Origin of the sequence: Paenibacillus zeirhizosphaerae (genome assembly GCF_030705605.1) — a bacterium.
GTDB classification, from domain to species: Bacteria; Bacillota; Bacilli; order Paenibacillales; family Paenibacillaceae; genus Paenibacillus; species Paenibacillus zeirhizosphaerae.
On sequence record NZ_JAPCKK010000014.1, the window covers coordinates 322,921 to 343,161 of the forward strand.

The window sequence follows — 20,241 nt, forward strand, 5'->3', positions numbered from 1 at the left end:
CCTTCTCCCCCTTTTCCTTCAAGCAGCAGGTCCGGCTGGTTAGCCGCAGGAGCATTTGCCGCCGCTTCCACATCCGCCTTTTGGTAGCGGATCATTGCCCGGTACTTTAATGCTATCGGAAACAGAGTAAGCAATCGTTTCCGACATTTCATGCAGCAGGTCATCCAACGCTTTCTCGGCCTTCTTGAAACGGCGCACCTCTTCAAACTGCTCCATCTGGACCTCTACAGCCTCGACTTCTTCCTTGGCCACATGATAATTCGGATGAAAATGTCCGAAACGCTGTGTTTCCTCGAACAGCTCTTTCTTGGCTTCCAGCTTGCGGACCCACTCCGCAATTTCAGGATTTTCAGCCACACGCTGCTTCCAATATAGATAGTCCGACACTTCGGCGGACTCATTGATCATGTCGCCTAATTCATAGGCGTATATCAGCACTTCGGCCATATTTACCGTGTTCAACTCGGCTACGTCCATGAATATTCAACTCGCTTCTTTATAAAATTTTACGCAAGGTAGACTATTTCATCATATCATAACATGCCCAGGGAAAGAAGCGATTTTGGCAAAAGCAGTATCCGGTTTATGACAGCGGAATGGGCAACAGCAGCCGCATTTCCTTCCAGTCGCAAGGCTTGAGGACGGTTATGCTCTGCGGATCTGTCCCCTCCGGGCTGCGGAACCGGCCTGTTACCTGCCAGTCGGCTCCCCCGCTGACCGCTTCAGGCAGCCACACTGTATCCTCATCACCGCTGCGCAGCATGACCGCTGTCTGCCACTCCACAGCCTGCTCCATAATCTGCCTGGCCGTGGACGGATGATAGGGGCGAAGCTGGGAAAACCAAGAAGAAGGCACGGAGGAACGGCCTGGAAAAAAGGATTCTGGCGATGGAACCTCCGCGTCCTTGTCATAAAAGTGCAGTGTTCTTCCTGTGTATACAAGTCCGGGCCGCCCTTCCGCATAAAAAGCGGCATCCTCCAATACGAAAGGAAGTCCGAGAGCCTCCAATGGAGGCAGAGGAAATGAAGGTACAGTGCTGCCGCTTCCCTCCATTCCTTTGCGCGGGGTAAGGCCGAGGGAAGCCAGCTCCTTACGGACCTCCTCCTCCTCGCCCGGAGGAACAATAAAATCAAGCTCGCCCAGCCGTTCCAGAACGCCTCCGAGCCGGGGATGCATCGCAGCAGCATCCGCATCCTCCCTGCTGCGGCAGCGCAGCAGCGTAACGGCCGCAAATGCTGTGCGGGCGGTCCCACCGGCCCACTGGCGGACGGCATGCACAACGTTATCCGGCACTCCGGTGAAGGAGTGTCCTGCCAAAAACGCCTCCAGATCCTGAAGCTCCATTCCCGATTCCACCGCCCCGGTGATGCTCTCCCGGCTGAGCCGGTACAGAGACATCCGGCCCGCACTGATCTGTTCGGCACAGCATTCCAGCAGCCAGCGGTCCTCAAAACCGCACTCCGGCGGAACAATGATTTCGAAATCAGGCTGTATATAAAAGCCGCTCCGCTCTGGAAAAACGCCCTGCTCCTGTTCAGCAAGCGAGAAATCAGGCTGCATCATCTCCGAGACGGGAACCCTCCACCGGATACACAGCGACCCGGCTTCCGTCACCCCTTTATCCGCCAGGCCGAATTCCGCCAGCACAGTCAGCCACTGGTCCGCCTCCTCCCGCAGATCCAGGTTGTCGGCAGCCCCCACCTGCTCCAGCCATTTCAGGAGCGAATCAACTGCCATCCACTCCCCCGTTCGGGGAGCCGTCATACAAAGAAGCCCTCGCAAATGCTGTGCAGCAGGCTGCGTCCGTCCATAACGCTCCATGACCGTAAGCAGTATCCAGCGACTCATTTGCGCCTGCGGCAGCTTGATCCAAGAGAAGAGAGCCGGTGTATGAACGGTATAAGCGGATGTTTCCTTCACCAACAGTCCGAGACTTAGAAGCAAATCAAGCAGAACCGCAGATGACAAGGGATAGACCTCACTGTGGGCATACTGCAGCCCCAGTCCCTGCAGGGCGCTGTCCTTGAAGAGTGACAGCTCGTTCAATTTGACTAAAGCCCTTTTGTGAATTGTGCCTTTGGAAGTAAGCGGCAGACCGTATCTGGCAATCCAGGCCAACACATGCAGCAGGCGCGCTTCCGTGCCTTCTCCGGCCTCAAGCAGCATTTCAGGCCGCCTGCTCTCAGCAGGCACCTTCTGTTGCTCCCCAAGCAGCAGCTTGTACAGCTCCGGCAGCCGTTTCCCAGGTATGAACAACAGCCGCTCCCCCCAGGACTTAACGACAGCTTCCAGCCACCCCTTCTGCCTTAGCCCCAGCACTGCGATTCTGCATTCGGCCCCGCTCAGCCTACCTTCAAGCAGGCGTACAGGCGCTTCCTCCTCCATCGGTTGTCCGGCATAACGAATGAAGCACCGTTTCAGCAGCAGCTTCTCCTCGGGCGTCAGTCCGTGCAGCACGCCTTCCAGTTCCTTTGGCATCATTTCCGCCATCACGCCTCCCTCTTCACAGGTTTTTCCGTTTCCGCGAGCTCCAGCATCCGCTCCGGCTCAATCAGGCGGTATTCATAACCCTGTTCAATCAAGAACATTTGCCGTTTGGCGGCAAATTCCGTTTCCTTGCTGTTCTCCGTCACAAGCGTATAGAAAAAGGCTCTATTCTCTCCCTGCTTAGGCCGCAGAATCCGGCCGAGACGTTGGGCTTCCTCCTGCCTGGAACCGAAGCTGCCCGATATTTCAACCGCCACGGCTGCATCCGGCAGATCCACCGCAAAATTGGCTACCTTGGATACGATAATCGTACTGATTTCTCCCCGGCGGAAGGCTTCGAACAAGCGGACCCTGTCGCTTTGCGGCATGCTGCCCGTAATCAGCGGCGCATTCAGCTCCCGTGCCACATGGCGAAGCTGATCCAGATACTGCCCGATGACCAGCGCTGGCTTGCCCTCATGCCGGCCCAGCAGGCTGCGAACAGCCTCCAGCTTGGCAGGGTTCTCCGCAGCCAGCCTATAGCGCTGCTTCCCTTCAGCCAGGTTGTATTTTTCCTTAAGCGGACCTGCCATAGGAATTCGCATTTCCACGCACTCCACCTTGGCGATCCATCCTTGCTGCTCTAATACCTTCCAGGGCATTTCATAACGTTTGGGACCAATCAGGGAAAACACATCCTGCTCGGCTCCGTCCTCTCTAACCAATGTGGCTGTCAGCCCGAGGCGCCGGGTAGCCTGGATATCAGCGGTTGCTCTGAACACGGGGGCAGGAAGCAGGTGTACTTCGTCATAGACAATCAGTCCCCAATTACGTTCACTGAGCAGCTTCATATGCTCGAACTCCCCTTCTTTGGAACGCCGGTGGGTCAGAATCTGGTAAGTGGCAGCGGTGACGGGACGGACCTGTTTTTTCTGGCCGGAATATTCACCGATACAGCTCTCCGGGATATCGGTCTTATTCTTCAGCTCCTCGATCCACTGCCGCACGGACGTCGTATTGGAGGTCAAAATAAGCACCTCACACTGCAGGCGCTCCATAACCGCCATACCGATCACCGTCTTCCCCGCACCGCAGGGAAGCACCAGCACACCGCTGCCGCCCATGCCATCGTTTCCTTCAAAGACCTTTACCGCATCGGCCTGATAATCCCGGAGCTGCAGCGGCCCCTTACAGCCCGTCAGCGTGAACGACAGTCCGCTCCCTTGATGAAACCCGGCCGAGTCAATGATCGGATATCCAAGCCGGGTAAGCTCCTGCTTCAGCAGTCCTCGCCCAATGGCTGGAACATACACAGAATGCTTATTGATCGCTTTCAGCCCGTACTTCCCTATTCCCTCCAGGCTCAGCAACTCTCTGAGCAGCTCTTCGTCGTCCGACACCAGCTTTAGTCCTTCTCCCGCATTTTGCTCCAGCCGCAGCTTTCCGTACCGGGACGTCAGCCTGCGAATATCGTTGGCGACGGCTGCCGGAATGTCCCATTTGGAAAAACGCTGGAGCGCTTCAATGATACGTTCCGGAGTCCAGCCCAGCGAGGCGGCATGCCAGAGAGAAAGAGGAGTGATCCGGTATGTATGAAAGGCGGTCGGACTTTTGATGAGCTCCGCGAAGTGCTGCAGCTCGGACCGGGCTTGCTCCGCTTCAGCGGAGCCGGTTGCCAGAAGCACGGAACCGTCACGCTGTACCATACAAGGCTTGTCGTCTTTCATATATGTCTCCTTTCCGGCGAACTTTACCTGCTTGTTATGTATCACTCACTCAAACATATCCTCTGTAAGACAAGAAGCCCAATCCCGCGGGATTGAACTCCATGTCGGTATTTCCTAGGTTAAACGAGCTAGCTAGTTAATGAACATGCTCCGAGATGCGGCTTAACGCATCTCCCGCATTATCGGCGAATATGTCGCGGACGGCAAGATCCCCGATCGACACCACCCCGACCAGACTGCCATTCTCGACGACAGGGAGGCGGCGGATCAGCTCATCAGCCATAAGATGGGCAGCTTCATCCACACTTTGGCCCGGTGAAATGGTGCGAATATCCTTACTCATCACCTGGTCCACCGATGCAGAGCCGGGATGGTTGTTGGCATAGCCACGCACGGTCAAATCCCGGTCGGTCAACACCCCCACCAGCCTGCGAGAGCCCTCCTCAATAACAGGGATAAACCCGGTATCATTCTGTCTCATTTTCATGGCAGCCTCATGGATGGGGTCCTGAGGTGTCACCGTTACACAATCCTTAGTCATAACATCCTGAATGGTTCTCATTTGGGAACATCCTCCTTTCGATCAGTAGGGTGCCCAAATTTTCAGGACGCATTCACGGAAAACAGTAAGCTCAAACACACCGCCTACTATGCGCATTAGGCCTTGCGGGCAGCGTGCTCCTCAGCATATGACTCACTCATTCGGATGAACAGCTTCACGCCGTCCAGCATGACATCTTCGTCAAAATCAAACTTAGGATGATGGTGCGGATAGATGGCACCCTTCTCCGGGTTGCCTGCTCCGACAAACATGAAGCAGCCGGGAACCTGCTGCAGGTAGTAAGCAAAATCTTCGGCAGGCATCAGCTTGGGGGACTCCTGTACACCGGAAGCACCGAACACAGAAGCCGCTTCCCTGAAGAAACGCCCTGCTTCGGCCGCATCATTCACAACCGGCGGATAACCCATAATATATTGGACCGAAGCGATCGTTCCATAGGCTGCCCCTGTCTGCTCCGTAATGGTATGAAGCCTTTCCTTCATGACAGAGCGACTGTGCTCGTCAAATGTGCGTACCGTTCCGCTGAGCTTGCAGGTTTCGGCAATGACGTTTTGCGCAGAGCCGCCATGAATCGTACCCACGGTCAGCACCGCCGGCTGCAGCGGATCAACGGAGCGGCTTACTATACTCTGCAGTTGCATGACCAGGGCGGATCCGGCAACCACGCTGTCAATCGTCGCCTGAGGCATGCCTCCATGGCCGCCTTTTCCCGTCAGCTCGATATAAAAGTCATCGGCAGCGGCCATCATAGGCCCTCCACAACTGGCCGCTGTTCCGGAGGACAGCGGCGTCCACAGATGGATGCCATAGATCACATCGACACCTTCAAGCCCGCCTTCACGGATCACATTGACCGCTCCACCAGGAAGCAGCTCCTCCGCCGGCTGGAACAGAAAGCGCATTTCCCCTTTGATGCTGTCCCGGTGACGGCTGAAATACGCGGCAGTACCAAGCAGCATGGAGGTATGTCCATCATGTCCGCAGGCATGCATCGCCCCTTTCACGGTAGAACGGTAGTCGCATTGCTTCTCGTCTTCAATCGGCAGGGCATCCATATCCGCACGCAGCATGACTACCGGTCCCGGCTGACTGCCGCGAAGCGTTCCTATGACCCCGTGCCCCCCGACATTTTCCAAGACTTCAATGTTCCATTCCTTTAACTTATCAGCGACAAACGCCGCCGTGCGGCTTTCCTGAAAAGAAATTTCCGGGTTTCTGTGAAGGTGGCGCCGCCACTGCACCATCTGTTCCTGCAGTTCCTTCATCCATAATTCTTCTGTCATCCGTATTTCCCCTTCCAACCATTGATGCAAATCAACAAGCCCGGGTCAGGTGCATTTCTGCAAATTCAACTCTATCTTTTCATTGTAGCAGATCAGGTTGTTTTACGGTATATAGCGGTTTTCTTTGGCTTGCAGAAGGCAGGCAAACATACTATGATGGAAATTATCAGACAATACCAAATGAACGCCAATAGGCCTGTAGCGGGTTAGGCGGGATCAAGGGGAAACGGGATTATGAAAGAAATGAAACCGGAGCGTCGGAGAGGCACACCGGATTTCCAACTGCTCATTCTGACTCTGCTGTTAGTCGGATTCGGTGTGGTTATGGTATACAGCTCAAGCTACAGCGTCGCACTTATGAATGACAACATGGACAATGACCCGTTTTATTTGACCAAACGGCAGGCCGCTTTTGCGGTGCTTGGCACCTTAGTGATGGTCGTTGCGATGAACATCCGCATGGAGAAGTATAAGAAGCTGTTTAAACCGATGTTCATCTTTACGGTCATCTTGCTCGTCCTGGTTTTGTTTGCGGGCAGACTGAACGGTGCGAGAAGCTGGTTTAACATTGCGGGCATGTTCGGGATTCAGCCGACAGAGCTCGCCAAAATTACAATTATTCTATATCTTTCCGCACTGATCGCCAAGAAGGGCGAGAAATTCCGGGATCTGAAGACCGGCTTTCTGCCTGTGACCGTTATCGTCGGCTTCCTGGCAGGACTGATCATGCTTCAGCCTGACCTTGGGTCCTGCGTCATCCTGGTAGCCACGAGCGGGCTGATCATTTATGCCGGCGGTGCTAGCATGAAACATATTGCCGGCTCACTCCTGTTGCTGGTGATGGCCGCATCCATCGTTTTTGGCATCGGCTCGCTGCTGGATAACATATCTGCTGATTCCACCGCGGAGACGGGCAAGAAGGATTACCGGATGGGACGGATTGAGGCGTTTCTGGATCCCTCCAAGGACGTACAGGGTTCCGGCTATAACCTGACACAATCCCTGCGCGCCATCGGTGACGGCGGGATCACTGGTGCAGGTTTTGGACAAGGAATCATGAAGTTGCATTATTTACCGAACGCCTTTAACGATTTCATCTTTTCGGTCATCGGCGAGGAGCTGGGTTTTATAGGTACAGCGATCTTTCTCATGCTCTATCTATATTTCATCTGGAGAGGAATGATGATTGCCTTAAGATGCCAGGACCCGTTCGGAACGCTGGTCGGAACCGGGATTATGGGGCTGATCGCCATCCAGGCATTTATTAATATCGGGGGGGTTACTCAGACCATCCCAATCACCGGGGTAACCTTACCGTTTATCAGCTACGGCGGCTCCTCCCTGCTCGTTATGATGCTGTCTATGGGCGTCATGCTGAGTATTTCACGCGAAAATTCCAAGCAGACGATTCAGGAGCGCACCAAGGAGGTTGCTATCCGGACTGCCCCTACCCGATTCGAGAACCGGAGAATGAATCGTTTCAGACAAAACTAATTATTCAATGCGAAAAAAGACTGTCGGAGCATAAGTTCCGCCAGTCTTTTTTTACATATTAAAAGCTTTACATTTCGTCGTCCTTGAAGGCAACGCCTTCAACCTTAACGTTAACCTCCACAACGCGCAGACCCGTCATGCTTTCGACGGCTTCCCTTACGTTCTGCTGAAGCATACGGGACACCTCTTGTATGGGTGTTTCATACAATACGATAATGCGCAGGTCAATAGCGGCTTCCAACTGTCCAACTTCCACCGTCACGCCCTTTTGCACGTTTTTCCCGCTAAGTCTTTTGGACCAGCCTTCGGACAATCCTCCGGACATTGCTGCAATTCCGGGCGTTTCCAATGCCGCCAAACCGGCAATCTTCGCTACGACATCATTGGATATTCTAATGCTGCCCTTTTCCAATTCAAGCTGCTCTGCCATATCCATATCCCCCTTTTGCTTCCTTTACCGTATTGTAAATCCTTCGCCCCCAGAAATGCAAACCTACCTTAGAGGATTGACACGAAAAAATGAAATCCGTTTACAAAGTATGTCATTCTGGGTATATTCATAAAGCATGGACGTATTCGTCAGACCTGATTCAACAAATACATACATTTCACGAGGTGGGCTATTTCAAATGAAAAAGTGGTTATCTCCAGCACTGCTGATCATCACCTTTCTGTTGGCCGGAATCGCGCATTATGCGCACTTGAATCCGATTGTCCAGTTTGTCATTGCATCCATATCCGTCATTTTTGTGGCCGGTTTTCTCGGACGTGCCACTGAAAGTGTGGCTCATTATGCCGGACAGCGGCTGGGCGGATTTCTGAATGCGACATTCGGTAACGCGGCTGAGCTGATTATCGCGATTTTCCTGATCCGGGAAGGTCTGTACGACATGGTTAAGGCCAGCTTGACAGGCTCGATTATCGGCAATTTGCTGCTCGTATTGGGCGCCAGCCTCTTCGCAGGCGGCCTGAAGTTTAAAGTGCAGAACTATAATGTCTCCCTTGCCGGACTGAGCGGATCATTAATGATTGTGGCAGTCATCTCCCTGTTTGTGCCTGCCGTGTTTTTGAACACTCACTCGATTACAGCGACGGAAACCGACACGCTAAGTCTGATTGTGGCGGGTATTCTAATCCTTTCTTACTTGGCATGGCTGCTGTTCTCCATGGTCACCCATAAGGATTATCTTGCTGATGTGACAGACGATAGGGAACAGGAACTGCCCCATGAGCATGAACCGGCCTGGTCCAAAGGCAGATCCATTCTTTATCTGGTATTGGCTACCGTTATGGTCGCGCTGGTCAGCGAATGGCTAGTTGGCACGTTGGAGACCTTCACAACCCAGTTCGGTCTCAGCGAGCTGTTTGTGGGTGCATTCCTGGTTGCTATTATCGGTAACGCAGCCGAGCACAGTGCTGCCATCCTGCTGGCTATGAAGAACAAAATTGGCGCTTCCGTCGAAATTGCGGTTGGCAGCAGTCTTCAGATCGCCCTCTTCGTAGCACCCGTGCTGATTTTTGTCAGCTACTTTACAGGGGATACCATGGATATCGTGTTCTCTACCATCGAGCTCGTGGCCATAGCCGTCTCGGTGTTCATTGCCAAATCGATTACCCAGGACGGTTCAACCAACTGGTATGAGGGCTTAATGCTGCTTGTTGTGTACATTATGCTTGGCGTATCTTTCTTCCTAGTGTAAAATAACTGTTTGTTACAGATCGGTAGAAACGAAAAGAGCAGCATCCGCGCCGGGTGCTGCTCTCTTTAATCTCGATATGTAATGGGCCTTGGTAAATCTATCTCAAAAAAGCATGCAGCCGTACGACCGCATGCCCCTTCTATGATTGCTCGCGCCGGAGTTTATTCCTTATTATTCATAGCCTCGTACAGCATCGCGAGATTCCGTTCCAGCTTGCTCACCAACTGTTTGCCTACCATTTCAGGGAGAAGTCCGGCACGGACGGCAAAATCGACTTCTTTGGAAAAGCCGTACATTTGAGTGTCCAGCACTTCCTCGTAGAGAGGACAGTAACGGGTAGCCAGATTTTCCATCTGCACTTCAATGAGCTTGTGTATTTTATCCGCATCTTCTTGAAGCAGAGTAATTGCTTTCAAATTGAGCTGTTCCTGTATATCAGATGAAGTCACTTTTTTCCCCCCTCTGTCTCAATATCACATAAGCGTCCTACATTTTATATTAGACGAATTTGCTGGCTAATACAAGAACCTGCAAAAAAAAGCATCCCCGCCTAATCCGGCAGGGATGCTTCTTTCATCGTCTATACTAGTCTTCTGCGATCGTAATCTGTAAACCATGTTTGGCGAACACTTCCGCCATCGCAGTTTTGGCTTCTTCAGCATCCGGTCCGTGAACATGAAGCTCGTAACTATGGGTGTCCACCAACGTAGTGAACAAACCCAGGATACTTTTGACGTCAATGTACTTGTTTTCGGAATGAAGCACGATGGATGAAGTGAATTTACCTGCTGTTTGAGCAATTTCAACAACAGCCGCATTGTTACTGGACATAAGGAATCCCTCCGCTTTTCAACTAAGTGATCATGCAGTTTCATTTATTCATATATATAGTAATTACACCTACATGATACATTGAAATCGCTTTCCCAGCAACAATATTATGCTTTTACTTCAGTTGCTCCGGATTTAAGGCTTCCAGCTCAGGCAGAATAAAAATTCCATCCTTGCGGATCAGCACATCGTCAAAATAAATCTCACCGCCGCCGTAATCCGGACGCTGAATCAGCACCAGGTCCCAGTGAATGGAGGAACGATTCCCGTTATCCGCTGTTTCATAGGCTTGCCCTGGAGTAAAGTGCAGACTGCCTGCAATCTTCTCGTCAAACAGAATATCCTTCATCGGATGCAGAATATAGGGATTAAAGCCAATGGCAAATTCACCGATATAGCGTGCTCCCTCGTCCGAATTCAGAATTTCATTGATGCGCTCCGTATTGTTGCTGGTCGCTTCAACGATTTTGCCGTTCTCGAAGCGGAATTTCACATTTTCAAATGTAATGCCGTTGTACAATGTGGCCGTGTTATAGCTGATCGTTCCGTTTACGGAATCACGCACTGGCGCAGTGTACACCTCACCGTCAGGAATATTACATTGCCCCGAGCATTTGACGGAGCCAATTCCTCCAATGGAGAATGTAAGATCCGTTCCCGGCCCTGTGATGCGAACCTTGTCGGTCCGGTTCATCAGCTCAGCCAGCGCATCCTGTGCCCGGTCCATTTTCGCATAATCCAGATTGCAGACGTTGAAATAAAAATCCTCAAACGCTTCTGTGCTTGTATTGGCCAACTGAGCCATACTTGCATTCGGATAACGCAGCACCACCCACTTCGTGTGCTTCACCCGCTGCTCACTATGTACCGGATGGGAATAAACGGAGTTGTACAGCTTCATGTTCTCCTCTGGCACATCGGACAGATCATTCACATTCTCTCCTGCCCGAATACCGATATAACAATCCATCTGCTTCATACGGTTCAGGTCGATATCCGCCCAGATCTCCATTTGCTTGCGCGTAGCATTCATAAGCATGGCACGTTGTACCGTGCGGTCTGTCAACTGCACGAACACGTTGCCGCCCTTCCGTCCTACTTCCTCAATGATGGCGTTAAGCAGGTCTCTTTCCGAACCGATCATTTCCACCAGCACGTTCTCGCCGGGCTGGACGTCCACGGAATAGCCGACTAGGTTTTGCGCCAGTTTCACAATTCTTGGGTCTTTCATCTGCAGGTCTCTCCTCTTGTCGTATTTATTTTAACACTGGTAAATTCAACTACTATATTCTAGCACGACCCGGCTTCTACTTATAGTCCCGAAAAAATGTATCCGAAACCAAAGACTCTTCCTGCACTCCACCGGCCTGATTCTTGTACACGATTTGCGTCTCAGAAGACAAGCGTTGCGGCAACAAAGTTCTGCGTTCTACTGTCAAATGATATACCGTGCGCACCTGGGCAGTGTCCATTCTTCGGCCAAGCTCATCATTCATTTTTTTCCATGCTGCATCCAGCTCTGCGTTCAGCTTGCTGCGTTCCGAGGCGGGCCGTTTGTCCGCAAGCCGGCGGAATCTCCTGTCTACGTCGACCATCTCTTTTTTCAGGTCAGCGGCGAACCACCTTTTCGCATCCTCCTGGGATACCTCGATCCTGAACATACGCGTACCGCGTGGGGCCGCCTTTTCCAGAGTGATTTCTGTATCCAGCTTGCCGAGCTCCTCCAGCCGGTTGACCGGGTTCAACCTGCCTTGCCTTCCCGCCAGGGCATCCGTCCCTCCCTGCCATGCGCCGCCAATCCTGATAAAATTTTCAGTCAAACCCGGCTTATCAGCATTGAGGGCTTTCGTTCCCCCCGCGGCGGGGGATACAGTTCTGACTGTAAGCTGGTCATGGCCGCGCAGTTTGCCCTCAAAATGTACCTGCTGCTGAAATTCACCGCTCTCGCCCAGCCTCAGCGCAGACATGCCCTGAAAATGAAATTCTTCCTTGCCTGCAAGACCTGACATCGCCAGGCTGTAATATTCTTCAGGAGAACGGACGTTGTCCGAGGATGTGCAGCCCGTCAGAAGCAAGGCAGTTAAGCAGATCAGAATAGCGGCCGATCCGTACACTGCTTTGAACATATATGATGCTCCTTCCGTTATCTTTTCCGTCAGCGTAGTATCTTGTCAGCGCGCGTGAAAATATGCATCCAGACAATGAAAAAGATGGCGCTGGAGCAGCGTCATCTTTTTATGTCACGTTATCATATTAGCATCACCAAGATTATGTGTTTTCCGTCACCACCTGGTTACGTCCCCTTGTTTTAGCACGGTAAAGGGCCATATCCGCTGTATAAAACAGGTTTTCAATACTGACCTCTTCATCCAGATAGCACCACTCCGCAATGCCACACGATACCGTCACGGCAGGTTCTATTTCTCGGGCAACCCTTGTCCTAATCCGTTCCGCATACTGAACCGCCTCCTGAATCCCAGCCTGCGGCATATAGATGGCTAGCTCTTCCCCTCCCCAACGTGCACATATGTCTCCTTCGCGCACCGAGGCACGGATCACACGGCTTATATGCTCTAAAACAGAGTCTCCCTTCAGATGTCCGTATGTATCGTTAACTTTTTTGAAATGATCGATATCCAGCAGAATCAGGGAGCCGCAGTAGTTCTTCTCCTGGTCCCCCTCGATCTTCTTATTCAGATAGTGGCGGTTATAAAGCCCGGTCACAATGTCCGTATTGGCCAACCGCTCGACCTGCGCATGCAGTGAAGCATTCATAATAGCAATTCCGATATGGGGCGCGAACATCTGAAGAAGCTTATAATTGTCATAGGAAAAATAATGAGGATCACGGTGAGAAATTAAAATTGCCCCTTTTACTTTGCCGTTGATCGTCAGCGGAACTCCCATAAGAGAGCGGGAGCGCGTATCATCCATAAAAACCGAAACCGTAGGAGATAGTTCCATGTAATCCGATAAAATAATCGGTTCCCCGGTCGTATATAAAATGCTTGAGAACCCGTAATTGATAGGGAACAAGCGTCCCTTCTCATGCTCATGATCGCAGCCCATCACTTCAAAACATTTTTTTTCTTCATTCAGTTGAACAATACTGCAATGGTCGGCACTGAATATGTTCATCAGCTCCTGCACCGCGAAGCTAAAAATATCGCTCAGCCGCAAGCTTCGATTCAGCCGCTGTGCCAGCACATTGATCAGCCTCAATTCATGGTTGAGCATGTTGGACTGTTCCAGCAATTTGGCATTCTCGAATGCCGTGCCGGCAGTGTCCGCCAGCATGGTGATCAGGTCCAGCTCCTCCTGCTCCGGATATTTATGGTTTGCCGGAAGTTCCATAAGAAAAACACCGTAGATTCCTTGTTTCCCCCGTAACGGTATCCCAAACTCAAATGCTGCCTTATCCATTCCCTGACCGCTTTGATCGTCCAGATTCCAACTGGCAACAAGCGTGCCCTTCATGAAGGCCCGCAGACATATATTATCCTCTCTCTGATGGAGCTGAAGCTGCTGTACCCGCGGGTTGCTGCTGCGCCGGTCATGAGACAGAAACAAAGTAAGCCTGACATTCGGAAATAAATTTTCAATGCTGCTGAAAACTTCATCCAGCACAGCATCCACATCAATTTTATCATGCATGTTTCTTGCAATCTGAAACATAGTGGAGCGCAGCTTCGCTTCACTTTCCGATTGATCATTTTTTTTCAACAAGGTCGGCAAAAGCTGGTATTCGAACTGCTGGTAAAAGCATGTCCGAAAGTGTAGGGCTGTTGTTTGGAGCAATTCAGGCTCCGGCAGTGTTCCGTCGGCAGGAGCTTCAAAGACAAGCACCGCAAATACTTCCTCATGATCTCTGCTAAATACCGGAAGGGCGGCAGCACGTCGCTTAAAGTCCGGTCCGGAGAATTGCAGTTGTCCCGACTCCAGTACGTACTTGACCAGAAGCTTCGATTCCTCGTCTGCCGTTCTTGGTCCAAGCCTTTCTCCTTCGGAAGTGAATACCGCCGTCTCCAGTGTACTCAACCAGTTCAGGCTGGCGCATTGCTCAAGCCATCTGACATGCGCATATGACAAAAGCTCACCAAGGTAGGGAAAATCAAAGGAAGTTATGTCCATGTTATTCAGATATGGCATAATTACCGGATACTCTGCCAACAACGTATTTGATCGGCTGACGTTTTCATAATCTCTGATGTTATGACCCATCATCCGGAATTCTGACATGGAGTTCACCGCCCTTTGCATCACTGATCTGTCTTTATGAACAAATACATTTTTCGAATCACACAATGTATAGTGGTGGTATTGTTTTGGATAGAAATAAAAGTAACTTCTACTATATTACTCTGTCGATTATGACTTTGCACCTACTTTTTATAGTCAAAAAGGCCTATCGACAAAAAACGACTTATCCTTTTTATGTGTACTATTGACTTTCATCATCTAGTTCATATAATATAAATTGTTGATGAGGACTGTATCTGCCTAAGGGCAGCAGTCTTAAATTTTGGGCGTAACAGTTGTGTCACCCTCATCTTTTTTGTTGCTGATAGGACAGCGGCTGAACTTTCCTGTCGGTTAGCGCGCACGGAATCCGGCGCCAAACAAAATGGAGCGCAAAGAGAGCCCCACTCAAAATTTAATTATGAAGGAGTTAACTCTATAATGGCACGTTACACTGGTCCTAAATTTAAATTGAGCCGTCGTCTGGGTATTTCCCTGAGCGGTACCGGCAAAGAATTGAAACGCCCTTTCCCTCCAGGACAACATGGTCCTAACCAACGCAGAAAAGTAAGCAACTACGGCATGCAGCTGGCTGAGAAGCAAAAACTGCGTCACATGTACGGTTTGGGAGAGAAGCAATTCCGCACACTCTTCAATAAAGCACAGCATATGCAAGGTATTGCCGGTGAGAACTTCATGTTCCTGCTGGAAAGCCGTCTTGACAACCTGGTGTACCGTCTGGGCTTTGCTAATTCCCGTGCGGGCGCACGTCAGTTGGTATCCCACGGTCACGTTACTGTAAACGGTAAAAAAGTCGACATCGCTTCCTATCAAGTAAGTCTGGGTGACGTAATTGGTCTGCGTGAAAGAAGCCACTCTTTGTCTTCTATCAAAGAAGCTCTGGGAAACCGCAACCATCTGGTTGCTTACCTAGAGTACAACGATGCCGCAATGGAAGGCAAGTACATCCGTCTGCCTGAGCGCGCTGAACTGTCCCAAGACATCGATGAGAAACAAATCGTCGAATTCTACAACCGTTAATTCAGAAGAACCGCCAAGTACCCGGAAGCTATTCCGGGTGCTTTTCTTTTTTGCATAAAAAATGGACCAGTCAGCTCATGCTGGCTAGTCCATTTATATGAAGATATCGTTCTTTTTTACTCAAGACAGATTCAGATCAGTTTGAGCTTGGCGAACTTGCGCTTGCCGACCTGAATAATATCTCCGTCCTGCGGCACATAATCCGCATTGGGATCCGCCCATTTTTCTTCGTTGATTTTAACGGCTCCCTGCTGAATGCTCCGTCTCGCCTCGCCATTGGACGCGGCAAAGCCCAGCAGCGTCAGCAGCTTGATGACGCGGATGCTTCCGTTCTCAAGCTCGCCGGCTTCCAGACCGAACTCCTCAATATCCTCCGGAAGCGCACGTTGCTGAAACACGGTGACAAAATGCTCCTGAGCTGCTTTGGCCGCCTCCTCCCCGTGGTACATACGGACAAGGGTACGGGCCAGCAGCATTTTGGCATCACGTGGATGCATACCACCGTCCTTCAGTGCCGCCTCCATTTGCTTGAGCTCTTCATTGGAAACATCGCTGGCCAGCTCAAAGTATTTAAGCATCAGCTCATCCGGCACAGACATGGCCTTCCCGTAAATCTCATTCGGTTCCTCATCAATTCCGATGTAGTTACCAAGACTTTTGCTCATCTTCTGTACGCCGTCCAGACCCTCCAGCAGCGGCAGCATCATGGCGGCCTGTGTTTCCACGCCGTATTCCTTCTGCAGCGTGCGTCCCATTAGCAGGTTGAACTTCTGATCCGTTCCCCCCAGCTCCACATCACTCTTCAGCGCGACGGAATCCATCCCCTGCATCAACGGGTAGAAAAACTCGTGAATGCTGATTGGCAGTCCACCCTGGAAGCGTTTCGTGAAATCATCTCTTTCCATCATACGGGCTACCGTTACTTTGGCAGATAGGTTCACCACATCGGCAAAGGACATCGGTCCAAGCCATTCGGAATTGTAGTACACATTTGTTTTCTCAGGGTCGAGAATTTTGAAAATTTGCTGCTTGTAGGTCTCCGCGTTGCGCTGCACATCTTCCTCGGAGAGCTGCTTGCGTGTCTCTGATTTACCCGTAGGATCGCCGATCCGGCCTGTGAAATCCCCGATAATCAGTTGCACCTGATGTCCAAGCTCCTGAAACTGCCGCAGCTTGAGCATCACAACCGTGTGCCCGATATGAATATCCGGGGCCGATGGGTCAAGCCCAAGCTTGACCTTCAATGGCTCGCCGCTGACGACCGACTTCATAATTTTTTGTTTAAACTCATCCTCAGGAACAATTTCCACCACACCACGCGTCAGAACCGCGAGCTGGCGTTCTGTTTCCGCTTGCTGCGCAGATGTAAGCTCTTCCCATTTCATATTCACTATACCTCCCGTATATTATAAAAAATGCACAAAAAGACTCCTTCTCATCCCAAGGGACGAGAAGGAGTCTGCCCGCGTTACCACCCTAATTAAAGCGCATACCCGCAGGAGCGGAGCGCCTTCACTTCATTCAAATAACGGGCCTCTTGCCCGGTACCAGACTACTGCAGGAGCGCTTGGACGCACCTGTTCATCCGGACAGCTCCAGACGGTAATTCAAAGGGGGACGTCTACGGTTCACACCAGCCACCGTCTCTCTGCGCACGTCTTGCCGCCTTCTACTTCAGTCTTTCTCAGCCTTTTTCCATATGTACTTTAAACTACTTTGAACTATTTATAACATAATTTTTTTGCACAAGTCAACGTTCTGAAAGTCGGACGTTCAGCTTATGGGTTGAAATTCCGTTTTTATGCTATAATAGTGCCTGTTAAAAGGAGGAAAGCTGGATGGTTGATGAGAAAAAAATCCCCCCTGATCGACAGGGTTCCCGAGCAAGAACCATTTTTCGCAGAACCGGAATTACCCTGAAATGGCTGCTTGTCCTGGGCTGCATGGGTATATTGTTCGCTGGCGGAGCCGTGTCGGGGTATGTGGCCTCCATCGTCAAGGATGAGCCCGTACGCTCCAGGGAGACGATCGAGCAAAAAGTCGGCGAAAACGCTATTACCGGATTCGCTTACTTTGAAGATGGCGCACCGATCGGACAGCTCCGTACCGAAGAGGACAGGCGGCCTGTCACCTATGAGCAAATCCCGCAAATCGTCATTGATGCGGTTGTCGCCATTGAGGACAATCGTTTTTACGAGCATCAAGGCGTGGATTTTTCAGGTACCATGCGTGCAGTTAAACAAAAAGTGCTGAACGAATCCGTCCAAACCGGCGGAAGCACGCTGACACAACAGTTGGCCCGTCGTGTATTCCTGAATCTTGACCGTACCGAAGACCGCAAGGTCAAGGAAATTCTGTTGGCGATGCGGCTGGAACGGTTTATGACGAAGGAACAGATCATGACTGCTTATCTCAACAAGGTTCCATTCGGCAACGGCTCCAACGGATACAATGTGTTCGGTATCAAGGCTGCTGCCAAAGGTATTTTTAACATCACCGATCTGAACAAGCTGAACATTGCCCAGGCTGCTTATCTGGCCGGACTTCCACAGCTCCCAAGTACTTACTCCGCCTTTAACGGCAAAGGAGAATTTAATGAATCAGCCTTTAACAAAGCCTTAAACCGGCAGAAGCTGGTGCTTTCCCGCATGCTGGAAGAAGGCAAAATCAACTCATCGCAATATGATGAAGCTCTGGCATTCGATATCAAGAAATCGCTGGCAAAAAGAACCGTTAAAGCCTACAACACTTATCCATATCTTATGATGGAAACCGAGCGCCAGGCTTCCCAAATCCTCATGTCTCTTCAACAGGGCACGGATCTGCAGGCCGGGCAGGAAACGGGAGAAGCCGCAGGCACCAATCAGCTCGATCAAGAAGAAGCGCTGCAGCAGCTACGCACCGGCGGGTACAGAATTTACACGACCATTGATAAGACCGTATACAAAACGATGCGCGATATCGCCGAAAATGCCAACAATTTCTCTCCTACCAGCCAGACCAAGGGGATGGAACAGACGGCCGCCATGCTGATCAATCATAAAACAGGCGCCATCCTCGGCATGATTGAAGGCCGTGATTTTAATGAAGAGCAGATGAACTATGCTACCCAGATGGTGCGTCAGCCGGGTTCGGCTATGAAGCCGCTCGCCGCCTATCTGCCTGCGCTGGAGGCCGGGCTCGTTCAACCGGGGAGCGTACTGGACGATGCGCCTATTATTCTTAAAGACGGCGTAAATGGATTCCATATTCCAAAAAACTCTAACAACCGTTATGAAGGACTTGTAACCGCACGTCATGCGCTCAATAAATCGATTAACACTGTTGCGCTTAAGCTTTTCAACGAAAAGGTAGGCATTGATAAAGCCTGGGCGTTCGTCAAAAAGCTCGGCATTACAACCATTGAAGATAGTGATTACCAAGCCAGTACCGGGGTGCTCGGGGGGCTGAAGTATGGGGTTACTGTGGAGGAATTAACGAATGCCTACGGTGCGATCGCCAATGGCGGTGAATTCAACGATGCTTATATGATCAGTAAAATTGTTGATTCCAAAGGCAACATTGTCTATAAGCACGAAGCGCGGCCCGTAAAAGCTTTCTCTCCACAAACGGCCTATCTGATGACGGATATGCTGAGCACTGTCGTCAAGGATGGAACAGGGACGTTGGTTAACCGCAATTTCAAGCATAATGATATTCCAATCGTGGGTAAAACCGGAACGACCCAGTCGTACACTGACGTATGGTTCGAAGGCTTTACTCCGGATGTCACACTCGGCGTCTGGGTCGGATATAAGCAGCAGATCCATAAGCTCGAAACGAGTGAGCAGAAAGAGCGGGCACGACGGCTGTGGGCAACCATTATGAATGAGGTGGTCGATTCGGACCCTCAGCTTTTCAAAGACCATGAATTCGAAAAGCCGGACGGCATCGTTTCCCGTACCGTGTCGGCCTACAGCGGCAAGCTACCGACTTCGTTGACCAACAGGTTTGTGACAGACATATTCAATACCAAGTATGTTCCAACCGAAAGTGATGATGGAGTTGCAAGAGCGAAGTACATTACGTACAACGGGGTCAATTATATCCCACGTGACGGCACACCTGCTGAATTCTTGGGCGAGCAGACCGTCATTAAACGTGAAAAACCGATTTCCGAGCTGATCAAGGAGCTGCAGAATGCATTTTCCAAGATGAAGGAGCACAATTCCCTTTCCTACTATCTGCCGGCTGACGCGGACAATGAGCTGCCTACACGTGTCGATCCGAGAAAGGATAACGGAAGAGATCCTGAACCTCCTTCCAATGTGCAGGCAAGTCTGGACTATGGCAATGCAGTGATATCCTTTGCTGCGAGCGGAGATGACGATGTGGTCGGCTACCGGCTGTACCGCTCCTCCGGCGATGGCAACTTCAGCAGCACGGGGAAAATCGTTAGGGCCGGCAACTCCAGAGTGTTTACCGACTCACCAGGAGAGTTCTATGTGACCGCAGTCGATGTAGCAGGACGCGAATCCGCCCCTAGCTCCAGCGTTAGCGCCACAGAGGCTCCTGATCCGACCCTGGAGACGCCTGAAGGAGCTGCGGGAGCTCTTCCTTCCGCTCCGGGACAACCGGCGGCTGAAGCGACAGCAGACGGGACCAGGCTCCAGTGGGGCGGCAATGCACCTGAACAGAATGTAATCGGGTATAACGTATATTATAGTGGCAACGGGCAGGAGCCTTTCAACCTTATCGGCTCCTCCCGGTCCACCCAATATGATTCAAAAGTGAAGGGATGGTTTCGCATTACCGCCGTTAATGTGGCAGGAGAGTCCCCTCCTTCCTCCCCGGTTCAGAAAAATTAATTATCGTTAAACCTATTAAAAGGGCGGGCCAGAACATTCTGGCCCGCCCT

Annotated in this window: 16 protein-coding genes and 1 other annotated feature; of the genes, 4 read left to right on the plus strand and 12 right to left on the minus strand. The window is 51.1% G+C overall.

The genetic code is table 11. From position 1 onward, the window contains the following. Positions 1 to 39: 39 nt before the first annotated feature. The 5 genes from OIN60_RS08615 to OIN60_RS08635 all read right to left on the minus strand — a co-directional run bounded on the left by OIN60_RS08615 (position 40) and on the right by OIN60_RS08635 (position 6,039). On the minus strand, positions 40 to 477 hold the full coding sequence (locus tag OIN60_RS08615) for a YlbF/YmcA family competence regulator (protein ID WP_305754452.1): 438 nt from the start codon (positions 475 to 477) through the stop codon (positions 40 to 42). 106 nt (positions 478 to 583) lie between these two features. Then, complete coding sequence (locus OIN60_RS08620; protein WP_305754453.1) at positions 584 to 2,491, minus strand: helicase-associated domain-containing protein; 1,908 nt, start codon at positions 2,489 to 2,491, stop codon at positions 584 to 586. Further along, the gene (locus OIN60_RS08625) at positions 2,491 to 4,194 is read right to left on the minus strand and encodes a DNA repair helicase XPB (protein WP_305754454.1); all 1,704 of its coding nucleotides are present in this window, start codon (positions 4,192 to 4,194) and stop codon (positions 2,491 to 2,493) included. The genes OIN60_RS08620 and OIN60_RS08625 overlap by 1 nt, the downstream gene beginning before the upstream one ends. Before the next feature lie 136 nt (positions 4,195 to 4,330). Continuing rightward, the gene (locus OIN60_RS08630; RefSeq protein ID WP_305754455.1) at positions 4,331 to 4,756 is read right to left on the minus strand and encodes a CBS domain-containing protein; all 426 of its coding nucleotides are present in this window, start codon (positions 4,754 to 4,756) and stop codon (positions 4,331 to 4,333) included. 95 nt (positions 4,757 to 4,851) lie between these two features. Then, positions 4,852 to 6,039 carry a M20 metallopeptidase family protein gene (locus tag OIN60_RS08635; protein WP_305754456.1) on the minus strand — a complete coding sequence of 396 codons (1,188 nt, stop codon included), beginning with the start codon at positions 6,037 to 6,039 and terminating at the stop codon, positions 4,852 to 4,854. 234 nt (positions 6,040 to 6,273) lie between these two features. Between OIN60_RS08635 and ftsW the strand changes: the two genes are divergently transcribed. Then, positions 6,274 to 7,533 carry a putative lipid II flippase FtsW gene (gene ftsW, locus OIN60_RS08640; protein WP_305754457.1) on the plus strand — a complete coding sequence of 420 codons (1,260 nt, stop codon included), beginning with the start codon at positions 6,274 to 6,276 and terminating at the stop codon, positions 7,531 to 7,533. Between the two features lie 67 nt (positions 7,534 to 7,600). On the opposite strand, the gene OIN60_RS08645 is transcribed toward ftsW, so the two are convergent. Next, entirely contained in the window at positions 7,601 to 7,963 is a 363-nt protein-coding gene (locus OIN60_RS08645; protein WP_305754458.1) for an Asp23/Gls24 family envelope stress response protein, read from the minus strand. Between the two features lie 199 nt (positions 7,964 to 8,162). Here OIN60_RS08645 and cax point away from each other — a divergent pair, with 199 nt between their 5' ends. Further along, positions 8,163 to 9,233, plus strand: coding sequence for a calcium/proton exchanger (cax, locus tag OIN60_RS08650; RefSeq protein WP_305754459.1), 1,071 nt, complete (start codon positions 8,163 to 8,165; stop codon positions 9,231 to 9,233). A gap of 161 nt (positions 9,234 to 9,394) precedes the next feature. Here the strand turns inward: cax and OIN60_RS08655 are convergent, their stop codons facing one another. The 5 genes from OIN60_RS08655 to OIN60_RS08675 all read right to left on the minus strand — a co-directional run bounded on the left by OIN60_RS08655 (position 9,395) and on the right by OIN60_RS08675 (position 14,303). Then, a complete protein-coding gene (locus OIN60_RS08655) occupies positions 9,395 to 9,682 on the minus strand; it encodes an Fpa/YlaN family protein (protein WP_305754460.1) in 288 nt (95 codons plus the stop codon). 136 nt (positions 9,683 to 9,818) lie between these two features. Then, complete coding sequence (locus tag OIN60_RS08660) at positions 9,819 to 10,064, minus strand: HPr family phosphocarrier protein (protein WP_305754461.1); 246 nt, start codon at positions 10,062 to 10,064, stop codon at positions 9,819 to 9,821. Positions 10,065 to 10,179: 115 nt separating this feature from the next. Next, entirely contained in the window at positions 10,180 to 11,295 is a 1,116-nt protein-coding gene (locus OIN60_RS08665) for an aminopeptidase (RefSeq protein WP_305754462.1), read from the minus strand. A gap of 76 nt (positions 11,296 to 11,371) precedes the next feature. Further along, positions 11,372 to 12,190, minus strand: coding sequence for a hypothetical protein (locus tag OIN60_RS08670; protein WP_305754463.1), 819 nt, complete (start codon positions 12,188 to 12,190; stop codon positions 11,372 to 11,374). Between the two features lie 142 nt (positions 12,191 to 12,332). After that, a complete protein-coding gene (locus OIN60_RS08675; protein WP_305754464.1) occupies positions 12,333 to 14,303 on the minus strand; it encodes a sensor domain-containing diguanylate cyclase in 1,971 nt (656 codons plus the stop codon). A gap of 441 nt (positions 14,304 to 14,744) precedes the next feature. Here OIN60_RS08675 and rpsD point away from each other — a divergent pair, with 441 nt between their 5' ends. Further along, positions 14,745 to 15,344: a 30S ribosomal protein S4 gene (rpsD, locus tag OIN60_RS08680; RefSeq protein ID WP_305754465.1), complete on the plus strand. Its 600-nt coding sequence runs from the start codon at positions 14,745 to 14,747 to the stop codon at positions 15,342 to 15,344. Between the two features lie 131 nt (positions 15,345 to 15,475). Here the strand turns inward: rpsD and tyrS are convergent, their stop codons facing one another. Continuing rightward, entirely contained in the window at positions 15,476 to 16,729 is a 1,254-nt protein-coding gene (gene tyrS, locus OIN60_RS08685; protein ID WP_305754466.1) for a tyrosine--tRNA ligase, read from the minus strand. A 55-nt stretch (positions 16,730 to 16,784) separates the two neighbouring features. Next, positions 16,785 to 17,039: a binding site (T-box leader), on the minus strand. Between the two features lie 143 nt (positions 17,040 to 17,182). Here tyrS and OIN60_RS08690 point away from each other — a divergent pair. Next, positions 17,183 to 20,191 carry a transglycosylase domain-containing protein gene (locus OIN60_RS08690; protein WP_305754467.1) on the plus strand — a complete coding sequence of 1,003 codons (3,009 nt, stop codon included), beginning with the start codon at positions 17,183 to 17,185 and terminating at the stop codon, positions 20,189 to 20,191. Positions 20,192 to 20,241 lie beyond the last annotated feature (50 nt).